Origin of the sequence: Ancylobacter sp. SL191, from assembly GCF_026625645.1 — a bacterium.
Taxonomy (GTDB): Bacteria; Pseudomonadota; Alphaproteobacteria; order Rhizobiales; family Xanthobacteraceae; genus Ancylobacter.
In genome coordinates, this window is record NZ_CP113056.1 from 3544047 (window position 1) to 3556079 (window position 12033).

Consider the following 12033-nt stretch of genomic DNA (forward strand, 5'->3'; position numbering starts at 1 on the left):
GCGACGGCAGACCGTGGATACTACGCGTCAGCTCGCCTCAAGGCTCAGCCGCAGGCCGCGCAACATGGAGCGCTGCAGCCACAGGAAGGTGAGCAGCACGGGCACGCTCGCCACCAGCACGGCGCCCATGACATCCGGCCAGTCCACCGCATAGCGCCCCGCGGTCAGGGCATTGACGCGGATGGGCAGCGTGAAGTTCGACGAACTGCGCAGGATCGTCAGGGCCAGCACGAATTCGTTGAAGGCGGTGATGAAGGCGAAGGTCGCCGTTACCGCCACCGCCGGCATGGACAGCGGCAGCACGATGAGCCTCAGGATCTGGAAGCGGGACGCACCATCGATGCGGGCGGCGTCCTCCAGTTCCAGCGGGATCGCATCAATGTAGCCCCGCAGCATCCAGACCGCGAACGGCACCTGGAAAGCCGAGTAAAGGCCGATCAGCGCTAGCCTCGTGTCGGTGAGCCCCACGCCCGCCATGAGCTGGGACAGCCCCAGCACCAGCATGACCGGCACCAGAATCTGTGACGCCAGCAGGATCTGCGAGGCCGCGCGCCGTCCCCGGAAGCGCCAGCGGGAGATCGCATAGGCGGCCGGCAGGGCGATCAGCGTCGAGATCACGGCCGTCGAGACGGCGACGACGAGGCTGTTCACCAGCGCGGTTCCCAGTTCCGTGCGCGCCCACAGCCCCGCCCAGAAGCCACCGAGGCTCCCCTCCCCCTCGGCGCGGTGCAGCGTGTCGAGGGCGATCGCGAACGGAAACAGGTTCACCGCAATCAGTGGCAGCAGGGCACACCAGGACAGCACGCTGCGCTTAAGCATGGGCGGGGCGCTCCAGCAGGCGCAGCATCAGCACGGTCAAGGTTCCCAGCAGGGCGAGCATCACCAGCGACAGCGCCGCCGCTTCGTCCAGCCGGCCCATGGAGAAGGCCAGCTTGTAGAGATAGGTCACGACGATATCCGTGCTGTTGGCCGGGCCGCCCTGCGTGAGGATCCAGATGATGGGAAAGGAATTCGTCACATAGGCGATGTTGAAGATCAGCACCACGCCGAGGAAGGGACGCAGCAGCGGCAGCGTCAGATGGGCGAACCTCTGCCACGCACCGGCGCCATCGAGCCGCGCCGCGTCGTTGAGATCGTCGGGGATCGACGACAGGCCGGCGAGAAGGATGACGGTGCTGAAGGGCACCGACACCAGCACGGCGATCAGGATCTCGAAGCCGAAGCTGGCCGGGATGGAGCCGAGCCACACCACCGGCCGCTCGATCAGCCCTGTTGCCAGGGCGAGCCGGTTCAACAGGCCGTTCTCATCGCTGAGCACCCGCCGCCAGACCACGGCCATCGAGGTGACGGATATGGCCCAGGGCGCGAGCACGAGGAACTGCGCCACTCCGCGTCCGGCGAAGCGCCGGTTGAGGATCAGCGCAGCCGGCAAGGCGAGGAGCACGGTGCCGGCCACCACGGCACCCGTCCAGATCACGGTGCGCACCGCGATGCCCGGCAGGAGCGGGTCCGCCGCGAGGCGAGCGAAATTGTCCAGCCCGGCAAAGGCCCCGATCCGGCCGAAGCGGGACACGTCGTGCAGTGCCATCCTGACCAGCAGCAGGACCGGCACCAGGGTGATCAGCAAAGTCGTCGCGACGCTCGGGGCGATGAGCAGAAGCAGCGTCAGCCGGTGGTGCCGTTCTCCCCCGTCACCGGCGTGCCAGGACGTCGTCGATTTGCCGCGCGGCATCGGTCATCGCCTCTGTCGGCGTCTTCTGGCCGAGATACATGCTTTGCAGCGAGCGGACGGTGATTTCCTCCACCTCCGACCAGCCTTTTATCGTCGGCGCGAAGCGGGCGTAAGGCAGTCCGGCGGCGAAAGCGGCGACATCGGGATTATCCTTGTAATAGCTGTCACTCGCCCCCTCGACCGTCACCGGAAGCAGCCCTTCCGCGTGATCGAACTCGGCGCGGTATTTCGGGCTGTAGAGGAACTGCATGAAGTCCCAGGCCGCCTTTTGGTTCTTCGACGAGCTGGACAGGGTGAGCACGTCGGTGACGCCGAGAGTGACGGGCGCCGCCTGGACCGGCAGCGGCAGAACGGCATAGCGCAGGTTCGGCGCCTCCGCCTTCAGCTGCGGAATGAGCATCGGGTAGGTGAAGACGATGCCGATGCGCCCTTCCTTGAACAGCTTGAACACATCCTCGCGGCTCTGCGCCGTCGGCGAGGGCTCGGTCGCCTTGTCGTTGATCAGCGACTGGTAGAAGCTGGCCGCGCGAATGGCCTCGGGCGAGCCGAGCCCGCTCTTGCCATCCTTGGTGAGGATTTCACCGCCAAAGCCCCAGAGCGCATAATAAAAATAGGTGTCGACCTCGACCTCCTTGCCCGGCAGACCGAACCCGTAGCTGTTGGGCAGCGCCGACACGGCCTTTGCCGCGTTACGCAGTTCGTCCCACGTCTTTGGCGGTTGCACGCCGGCCTTCTGCAGCAGATCGGTGTTGACCACCATGGCACGCGCGGAGGCCGCCGCCGGCAAACCGAGCAGAGCCCCCTTCACGGTGGCGGGCACGAAGAAGGCCGGAATGAACTTGGCCTTGAAGTCCGGCGTCGCCAGCGCATCGAGCGGCTGGAGCAGCCCGTCGGCGGCAAGGTCCGACACCCACATGGTCGGCACGATGGCGATGTCCGGCTGATCGCCGCTGCTGATGTCGGTGGTCAGCTTCTGCAGGTAGCTGTCCCACGGAATGACCTCGATCTGGATCCGCGTATCGGGATGCTGCGCCTCATAATCGCGCGCGACGCGCTCAAGAAAAGGACGCGTAAAGCCGGAATACTCCCCGGCGGTAAATCGCAGATCCGTCGCGCAAGCGCTTCCACCCGCCAATGGAAGAACCGCTAAAGCAAGCGCAAGAAAAAAACCTAAAAAACGCGCCATTGTTATTGTCCCCCCACAATAGCAACCGAACCTAGCCCAGGGGACAGCCGACTGGCAATAATCAGAAACATGGTGATACGGCGGCTTCGTCGGACGCGCGTCAATCACCTCTGCGGTTTTCAGCCTCGGAGCATGGAGCGTCGGGAACACCGCGTGCCGCTGCGGGAGACCTTCTCCGGCAAAGAGTGTCGACCGCGCACTGTTCGATATAAGGCCGTTCGACCAACGGGGGACATAACGTCGATCGGGGCGCCCAGTCACAAAGGCGTGCGGTGCCATCCACAGCTCCCTTCAGAGCCTGGATGGCACCGCACGGACTCACTCGGCGTTCGGACCTTCGATCCTAGATCAGGAAGTCGAACTGCGTGCTGTCGAAGGTGCCGTGTCCGACCAGTTGGAAGCGCACATCCGCCCCGTGATCGAGCGCGGCGGTGGCGGCGAGGTTGCGGACGACATAGCCGTCCTCGTCGCGGGAGACGATCTCGGCCCCCTGAAGCTGGGCGATCTCGTAGGGCGTGTCGATCTCCAGCGTCCATCCGCTCAGGGCGGCGCCGTCATTGTGCAGCGTCACCTCGGCGGTGAAGTCGGCGGCGCGGCTTTCGACCAGCGCGATGGACGCGTCGATCAGGTCATTGCTGAGCGGCACGGACGCCGTGCGCAGGGCGCTCGCCTCCTCCCCGCCGACCGCGCGCCCGTTGACGATGAAATCATCCGCCGTGGCGCTTCCGCCCGAGGCCTGGAAGCCGAAGCTCACCTCCGCCCCTGCCGCCACCTTGCCGTTCCACGCGGCGTTGCGCACCACATAATGGTCGCCGACATGGCTGACGATCTGGGCGTTCCAGATGTTGGAAATGTCGAAGGGCGCATCGAACTCCACAGTCCAGCCGTTCAGCGCGGCCTCCGGCTTCAGCGTCATCGCGGCGGTAAAGCCGGTGCCCCAATTGCTGGCGACGGAGAAGGACACCGCGTCACCGCCAGCGGGCGGGGCGGCATCGTCATTCTCGATCGTACCGCGCCCCGTCCCGTCCGCCAGCGTGGCCCCGGTGGGGCTGGAGAGGACGAGGTTGAAGGTCTCGTTGCCCTCTAGCACGCCGTCGCCAATCGCCGCCACCTTGATCGTCTTGCTGGTCTCCCCGGCCGCGAAGGTCAGGGTGCCGGAGGCCGCCTGATAGTCCTGCCCGGCCACCGCCGAGCCGTTCGCGGTCGCGTATTTCACGCTCACCGGCCCGGTCGCGGCTTCCGACAGGGTGACGGTGAAGGTGAGCATGCCCGCCGCGCTGGCGCTGCCCTCCAGCGCCGTGGCGTCGCTGACGCTGAGCGTGGGCAGGGTTGGGGCGGCCGCGTCATCGTCCTGGATCACCGCGCTTGCCTGCGCGACGCCGATCACCGCGCCCTGCGCATTGCTGAGCAGCAGCGTGAAGCTCTCGGTGGCTTCGGCGAGATTGTCGCCGGTGACGGCGATGCGCACGGTCTTGGTGGTCTCGCCGGCGGCAAAGCTGAGCGTACCGCTGGCCGCCGTGAAGTCATCGGCCTCGGCGGTGCCGGCAACCGTCTGATAGTTCACCGTCACGGCCTGCGTGGCGGCGGCCGAGAGGGTGATTGTGAACACGGCATAGGTGCCGGCGCCGCTGCCGCCCCCCTCCTCCAGATCGAACTGGATGGGCTCGAGATAGGCCATCTTGTTGGTGTTCACCGTGCGCCAGTCATCGGCGAGAATGCCTCCCGTATCGCCGGAATTGGGGTTCCACGACCAATAGGTCCAGCTGATGCCCTCCTGCCCGGCAGGAATGTCGATCGTGCCGTCATTGTCGAAGTCGCCGGCCATATAGGAGGTCAGCGCCTCCAGCCAGGGGGCGTCCTTCGGGTCGGTCAGCTTGGTGCCGAACTCGCCGATCAGCACCGGCGCGATGTTCTCGCGGTAGATATAGCCCCACATCTCGTCGAACTTCTCGGGGAGTTGCGCGGCGAAGTTCGGATCCTTGAACCAGGGCTGCTCATAGACCGAGTTGCCATAGTCATGCGCCGAATAGACCAGCTTGTTCGGCACATCGAGTTCGATCGGCCGGTCGGCCACGCCCTGGAGGTTGCCGCCCCACCAGTAATTGTCGCCCTCATAGGAGCCGACGCCCTCGACGATGATCAGCCAGTTCGAGTTGACCTCGCCAATGGCGTTGCCGGCCCGCTCGGCCGCCGCCGCCCAGTCGTTGGCGCCGCCGCCGCCCCAGGTGCCGTTATAGGGTTCGTTGTGCAGATCGGCGCCGATGACAGCAGTGTTGTCGGCATAGCGCTCCGCCAGCATCTGCCAGTCGTCGATCCAGGCCGCCTCCGTATAGGTGCTGTCGTACCAGAGTCCGTTCTCGGAGGTGCCAGCGCCGAAGGAGGAGCGGTGATGGTCGAGGATGATCTTCATCCCGATCTCCTCCGCATAGGCGACGATCTTGTCCATGATCTGCAACGGCGTCAGGCCTTTGAGATCGGGATTCTGGCTGTAGTCGATGCCGCTGGCGCTCATCGCGTGCAGCGTCGCACTGGCGAAAGGCAGGCGGATCGTGTTGAAGCCCAGCTCCTTCATCTGGTCCATCATGTCCGTATAGGACCGCGTCCAGACGCCATGGGGCGAGGCGTTCGAGGATTCGAAGCCGAACCAGTTCACGCCGGCGATTTTCACCGAATTGCCGGCGGAATCGATGATCTGGTTGCCGGAGGTCGAGAACCAGCCATCCGCCGCGCCGCCGCCCGCGCCCGCGTCGCCCTCCACGACCGTGGTGCCGGCCACCGAAACGGTGGGCGGCGGCGTCACGTCGTCATTGGTGATGGTGCCGGTGCCGCTGGCATCCGCCAGCGTGGCGCCGGACGGGTTGGAGAGGGTAATGGTCAGCGCCTCGTTCGCCTCCACCACCTTGTCGCCAATGACGGGGACGCGGATGACCTTGGAGGTCTCGCCCGCCGCGAAGGTCAGCGTGCCCGACACTGCCTGATAATCCTGCCCGGCCGTGGCTGTGCCGTTGGCGCTGGCATAGGTGACGCTCACCGCGCCGGCCGCGGCCTTGGATAGAGTCACAGTGAAGGAGAGATAGGCCGTGCCGTCATTGCCCTCAGTGACGCTGGCGTCGCCAATGGCGAGGGTGGGCAGAGTGATAGCGACGTCGTCATTGGTGATGGTGCCCGTCGCCGTCCCGTCCGCGAGAGTGGCGCCGGAGGGGGTGGAGAGAGTGATCGTCAGCGCCTCGTTCGCCTCCACCACCTTGTCGCCGATCACCGGAACGCGGATGACCTTGGAGGTCTCGCCGGCGGCAAAGGTCAGCGTGCCCGACACCGCCTGATAGTCCTGCCCGGCGGTGGCCGTGCCATTGGCGCTGGCATAGGTGACGCTCACCGCGCCGGCCGCGACCTTGGAGAGAGTGACGGTGAAGGAGAGATAGGCAGTGCCGTCATTGCCCTCGGTGACGCTGGCGTCGCCAATGGCGAGGGTGGGCAGAACCGGCACCGGGTCCGTCCCTCCCCCGGCCGGGGTTCCATTGATGACGAAATCATCGGCGACGATGGCCGTTCCGCCGGGCGACGCCTGGAAGCCGAAACTCACCTCGCCATTGGCCGCTACCTTGCCGTTCCAGGAAGCGTTGCGGATGACGTAATGGTCGCCGACATGGCTGACGATCTCGGCGTTCCAGATGTTGCTGATGTTGAACGAGGCGTCGAACTCCACCGTCCAGCCGTTCAAGGCGGCAACGGGCTTCAGCGTCATCGCGCCGGTGAAGCCGCCTCCCCAGTTGCTGGTGACAGCGAAGGCGAGGTTGTCGCCGCTCGGCGGCGGTGCGGCGGCATCGTCGTTCAGCAGCGTGCCGGTGGCCGAACCGTCGGCGATGGTCGCGCCCGTGGGGGCCGAGAGCTCGACGGTGAAGCGCTCATCCGCCTCGACTATCTTGTCGCCGATAATGTCGACATGGACCTGCTTGCTGGTTTCGCCCGGCGCGAAAGTGAGGGTGCCGTTGGTTGCCTCATAATCAGTGCCGGCCACCGCCGTACCGTTGACCGTCCGATACTGTACCGTCACGGGCGTGGTCGAGGGCTTGTCGAGCGTGACCATGAACATAAAGTGGACGTGGTCGCCATTGCCTTCGGACACGGACAGATCGGCGACGGACAGGGCCGGAACGGGAGTCGGCGTCAGCCCGTCATCGTTCAGCAGCGTACCGGTGGCCGAGCCGTCGGCGATGGTCGCGCCCGTGGGGGCGGACAGCTCGACCGTGAACCGCTCATCGGCCTCCGCGACCGTGTCGCCGATCACGTCGACGTGGATCTGCTTGGCGGTCTCGCCCGGCGCGAAAGTCACCGTGCCGCTGGTCACCTCATAGTCCGACCCGGCGAGCGCCGTGCCGTTCGCCGTGCGGTACTGCACCGTCACCGGGCTGGTGGACGCCTTATCGAGCGTGACCAGGAACATGAAATGGACATGGGCGCCGTCGCCTTCCGTCACCGACAGATCTGCGATGGACACGGCCGGCAGCACGTTCGGCGCCTGCGCGTCGTCATTGACAATGGTGCCAGTCGCCCGCTCATCCGCCAGCGTGGCGCCGGACGGGGAGGACAGCACGAGATCGAACGCCTCGTTGAGCTCGAAGGTGGCGTCGCCGTTGATGGTGACTTGCACGGTCTTGGTGGTCTCGCCCGGCTGGAAGGTCAGCCGGCCAATGGCGGCCTGATAGTCGGAGCCGGCCAGCGCCGTGCCGTTGAGGGTGGAATAGTCGACGCTGACCACCCCCGTCGCCGCCTGGGACAGGGTGACGGTGAAACTCATCACGCTCGTGCCGCTCTGGCCTTCGGAGACCTGCGCATCGGCGACCCGGAGCGTCGGCAGGGTGCCGCCGGCATCCGCCGCCTCGATGAGGCCGCGCCATTTCTGGTAGGTGGCGTCTTCCACCGCGACGATGTTGTTGTAATCGAGCTCCGCCAGCGAGACGCCGGTGAGCGTGTAGGTCTGGTTCTGACCGACGATGGTGATGACCGTGGAGCCGTTCACCTCCGCCACGGTGAATTCGGCCGGGCGGAAATATTTGAAGTCCAGCTTGTCCGTCGCCGGGTCGAAGTCGAGCACGGTCTTGGTGCCGTAATCCCAATCGATGAGATAGGTGGTGCCGGTGACACCGCTCGGCGGGGCGCCGGGGCCAGCGGTCGTCGGCCACACATTGGTGCCGACGGTCGGAATGTCGGCACGGCTGATCACCTGCGAATCCGGCACGGAGTCGAGGCCGAGCTGGAGGAAAATGCGGTCTTCGCGCACCTGCGCCGAATGGAACAGGAAGTTATCGGCCGAGAGGTCGGCCACCGTCGTGCCGAGCAGGATCAGCGTCTGGCCGGTCGTGTAGTTGCCGATGACCACGCCCTCGGCGCCGTCAACCATGTAGAGCTGCTCGCGCGTGCCGTAATAGCGGAAGTCGACCACATCCGTGTCGGCATTGAAGGCCACGCGGTCGATCTGGCCGACCTCATGCGAGCGGGCATAGACCGTGTTGGGTTTCTGGGTGATGCCGTGTTCCCAGGCCAGCGCGCCGCTGAGATCCTGCCGCAGATGATCGTTCTCCACCGGCACGAAGCTGTTCACCGTGAGCTGGCCGAGCGAGACGCCGACGATCAGCGTCTGCTTGCCGGTCCACGGGTCCATGAAGGCGACGCCCTCGGCGGTGTCGACGACGATGTAGCCATGCACCGAGTTCGAGCCGAGATCGAGCTTGTCGGTCGCCGGGTTGAACCCCTCGATGCGCCGCTGGCCTGACGCAGGCAGTTCTGCGGAATAGATGGTGCCGGCCATGATGTGCTCTCCTCGTCAGGTCGTCGCTCTCACCGGAGCGGTAAAATCAATGCACGAGCCGCTGTCATCATCACGGGGGTGCTGCCGGGCACTCGACGAAGGCGGCGCAGAAATCGACGAGTCCGCCAGCGCCGCGCCGGGTCACCGCTCGCGAAAGGCGCGGGCGATCTGATCCTGCAACGGCTTGGCGATGTATTGCAGCGGCGTGCGATCCTGCGTGCGCACGAACACTTCGGCCTGCATGCCCGCGCTGACCGTCTGCGGCGCCAACCGCGCCAGCTCCTCGGGCGGGATCGCCACCCGGATCGTGTAGAACACCGCGCCGGTCTGCGGGTCGCGGCTGGTGTCGGGCGAGACACGTGCCACCGTGCCGGCAAGTAGCGGCGTGGTGCGCTGGTTGAAGGCGTGGATGCGCACATCCGCCCGCTGGCCGGGCACGATCTGGTCGATATCCGGCGGGTTGACCCGCGCCTCCACCTGAAGCGCCTCGCGCGCTGGCACGATCAGCAGGACCGGCTCGGCCGGGGTGATAACGCCGCCCACCGTATGGACGGCGAGCTGATGCACGAAGCCCGCGCTCGGCGCCCTGATGTCGACGCGCTTCAACTGGTCCTCGGCGGCGACGCGGCGTTCAACGAGCTCGGCCGCCTTGGCCTGAATCTCGCTCAGTTCCTTCATCACCTCCTCGCGCAGCACATCGTCGATCTCGATGATCTGCAGCCGGGTCTCGGCGATCTTGCCCTCGGTTTGCGCGACAGCCGCAATGAAGCGGCCCTTCTCGCCATCGAGCTCCGCCGCCTCGCGCTCCAGCGCCGCCTTGCGGCTCAGCGCCACGAGGTTCTTGGCGTAGAGGTCGCGCACACCCTTCAGTTCCTCGGCAATCAGCGCCGCCTGCCGGTCGCGCGCCGCCTGCTGGGCGCGCAGACCGGTCACCTCGTCCTCAAGCTGACCGATCCGCCGGGCAAGCTGGGCCTTGCGCCCTTCACGCGCCGCCCGGCGCGCCTCGAACTGGTTCTGCTCGGTGGCGATCAGCTTGGCGATTGCCGGCTCCCCGGCTCGCGGCATCAGCTCCGGCGCCACCTCGATGACCTCAAGGCGGTCGCGCTCGGCGATCAACCGCCCCTGCCGGGCGGCAAAGTCGTCAAGTTGCTGGGTTACCACCTGAAGATTGGCGCGGGTGATGGTGTCGTCGAGCCGGATCAGCACCGCGCCCGCCTCCACCTGGTCGCCCTCGCGCACCTTCAATTCGCCGACCACGCCGCCGGTGGCGTGCTGCACCTTCTTCACATTGCCATCGACGACGAACTGGCCGGTGGCAACGACCGCGCCGTTGAGGGTCGATGTCAGCGCCCAGACTCCCACCGTGCCGGCGAACAGCAGCACCGCCGCCCCGCCGAGAAGGGTCAGGCGCCGCAGGGCGGGGCCGTGCTCCGAAGTTGATGCCAGGATCGTCATGAGGCCACCGCCGTGCGCTTGATGCCGGGCACGCCGTTTTGCCGGGCGAGCTTGCCCAGAACGTCCTCCTTCGGGCCAAAGGCCTGAATCCGCCCATCGCCCATCAGCGCGAGCCGGTCGAGCGAGGAAATCGCGCTCTGGCGATGGGTGACGACGATCACGATGCCGCCGCGCGCGCGCACGCCCTGCACCGCCTGCGTGAGCGCGGCGTCGCCGTCCGGGTCGAGATTGGAATTCGGCTCGTCGAGCACGACCAGGAAGGGCGCACCATAGAGCGCGCGGGCCAGGCCGATGCGCTGGCGCTGCCCGCCGGAGAGCGCCATGCCGCCCTCACCGATGCGGGTGTCGTACCCCTCTTCCAGTCGCAGGATCAGCTCATGCGCACCCGCCGCCCGTGCCGCCGCGACGATGGCCTCGCCGGGCGCGTTCGGCGTGAAGCGGGCGATGTTCTCCGCCACCGTGCCCTCGAACAGCTCGACATCCTGCGGCAGGTAGCCGACATGGCGGCCCAGCGCGTCAGGCGCCCATTGATCGAGGCTGGCGCCGTCGAGCCGGACCTCGCCCTTGAGCGGGCGCCACACGCCGACCAGCGCCCGCACCAGCGTCGACTTGCCGGACGCGCTCGGCCCGATGATGCCGAGCCCCTGCCCCGCCTCCACCTGCAGCGACACGCCCGACAGGATCGGCGCCGAGCGGCCCGGCGCCGCGACAACGAGATTGTCGACGGTCAGCAGCGCCGCCGGTACGGGAAGCGGGGTGTGGTGACGCTCGGCCAGAGCGGGCGAGGCCAGCACCTGTTCGAGACGGCGTAGCCCGAGGCGCGCGGCCACGAAGCCCTTCCAGTTGCCGACGGCGATCTCGATGGGGGCCAGCGCGCGCGACGTCATGATGGAGGCGGCGATCATCGCGCCGCCGGAAATCTGGTCGTGAATGGCGAGATAGGCGCCGAGCCCCAGCACCGCCGATTGCAGCACCATGCGGAACACCTTGGCAAAGGCGCCGCTGGAGCCTGTCACATCGGCGGCGGCCAGCCAGTCGCTGACATGCCGGCGGTTCGCCTCCTCCCATCGGTTGGCGAAGGCGCCGCCCATGCCCATGGCAGTCAGCGCCTCGGCATTACGGCGGTTCGCCTCGGCAATCGCCTCGCGCGTGCCGCGGCTGGTCATCTGCGCCTTCATGGCGGCGCGGCTGGCCTGTTCGGTGGCCCAGGTCAGCGCGACGATGATGATCCCGCCGCCGAGCGCCAGCAGGCCGAGCCAGGGGTGCAGCAGGAAGCAGCCGGCGAAGAATAGGGGCATCCACGGCATGTCGAACAGCGCCGTGGGCCCGAGCGATGCCAGGAACGCGCGGATCTGGTCGAGGTCGCGCACGGGTTGGAGCGCCTCCTCGGCGCGCCGGCCCGCCAGCGAAAGGCCTCGCGCGGCACCGAAGGCCAGCGGCGAGACCTGCTCGTCGAAGCGCGCCCCGATGCGCGCCAGCATCTTCACCCGCACCGCGTCGAGGAAACCTTGCAGGACGTAGGCGACCAGCAGCAGCAGTGACAGGCCGATCAGGGTCGGCACGCTGCGCGAGCTCAGCACCCGGTCATAGACCTGCAGCATGTAGAGCGAGCCGGCGAGCATCAGCAGGTTGATGACGGCGGAGAATCCCGCCACGGCGACGAAAGCCGGCCGGCAGGCGGACAGGGCACGGGAGACGGGCGAGGCGGCGGCCATCAGGAACCTCGGAAGACTGAGCCTCATGCACGCCCGCGAATTACGGATCGGCGCGGCTTGCCGGCGCTAGGCACCGTCGCCGAAAGATGCCATGGGCTAGGCATCCCGGCACCGGCGCGGCGGCCGCGACTCGATG

At 67.0% G+C, this 12033-nt stretch carries 6 protein-coding genes; all 6 read right to left on the reverse strand.

The window, feature by feature from the left end; all coding sequences use genetic code 11:
- Window positions 1–27 precede the first annotated feature (27 nt).
- The 6 genes from OU996_RS16270 to OU996_RS16295 all read right to left on the reverse strand — a co-directional run bounded on the left by OU996_RS16270 (window position 28) and on the right by OU996_RS16295 (window position 11897).
- The gene (locus OU996_RS16270) at window positions 28–819 is read right to left on the reverse strand and encodes a carbohydrate ABC transporter permease (RefSeq protein ID WP_267582655.1); all 792 of its coding nucleotides are present in this window, start codon (window positions 817–819) and stop codon (window positions 28–30) included.
- Entirely contained in the window at window positions 812–1732 is a 921-nt protein-coding gene (locus tag OU996_RS16275) for a carbohydrate ABC transporter permease (protein ID WP_267582656.1), read from the reverse strand. Before OU996_RS16275 ends, OU996_RS16270 begins: the two co-directional genes overlap by 8 nt.
- The gene (locus OU996_RS16280) at window positions 1692–3197 is read right to left on the reverse strand and encodes an ABC transporter substrate-binding protein (protein ID WP_267582657.1); all 1506 of its coding nucleotides are present in this window, start codon (window positions 3195–3197) and stop codon (window positions 1692–1694) included. The genes OU996_RS16275 and OU996_RS16280 overlap by 41 nt, the downstream gene beginning before the upstream one ends.
- A 64-nt stretch (window positions 3198–3261) precedes the next feature.
- The gene (locus OU996_RS16285) at window positions 3262–8727 is read right to left on the reverse strand and encodes a Calx-beta domain-containing protein (protein ID WP_267582658.1); all 5466 of its coding nucleotides are present in this window, start codon (window positions 8725–8727) and stop codon (window positions 3262–3264) included.
- A 141-nt stretch (window positions 8728–8868) separates the two neighbouring features.
- Complete coding sequence (locus tag OU996_RS16290; RefSeq protein ID WP_267582659.1) at window positions 8869–10182, reverse strand: HlyD family type I secretion periplasmic adaptor subunit; 1314 nt, start codon at window positions 10180–10182, stop codon at window positions 8869–8871.
- Window positions 10179–11897 (reverse strand): type I secretion system permease/ATPase, encoded by a 1719-nt coding sequence (locus tag OU996_RS16295; RefSeq protein ID WP_267582660.1) that lies wholly within the window; start codon window positions 11895–11897, stop codon window positions 10179–10181. Before OU996_RS16295 ends, OU996_RS16290 begins: the two co-directional genes overlap by 4 nt.
- Window positions 11898–12033 lie beyond the last annotated feature (136 nt).

Bases quoted from the DNA above. Each gene is read 5' to 3' on its own strand.
- OU996_RS16270 (WP_267582655.1), bottom strand. From the start codon at position 819: ATGCTTAAGCGCAGCGTGCTGTCCTGGTGTGCCCTGCTGCCACTGATT.
- OU996_RS16275 (WP_267582656.1), bottom strand. From the start codon at position 1,732: ATGCCGCGCGGCAAATCGACGACGTCCTGGCACGCCGGTGACGGGGGA.
- OU996_RS16280 (WP_267582657.1), bottom strand. From the start codon at position 3,197: ATGGCACCGCACGCCTTTGTGACTGGGCGCCCCGATCGACGTTATGTC.
- OU996_RS16285 (WP_267582658.1), bottom strand. From the start codon at position 8,727: ATGGCCGGCACCATCTATTCCGCAGAACTGCCTGCGTCAGGCCAGCGG.
- OU996_RS16290 (WP_267582659.1), bottom strand. From the start codon at position 10,182: ATGACGATCCTGGCATCAACTTCGGAGCACGGCCCCGCCCTGCGGCGC.
- OU996_RS16295 (WP_267582660.1), bottom strand. From the start codon at position 11,897: ATGGCCGCCGCCTCGCCCGTCTCCCGTGCCCTGTCCGCCTGCCGGCCG.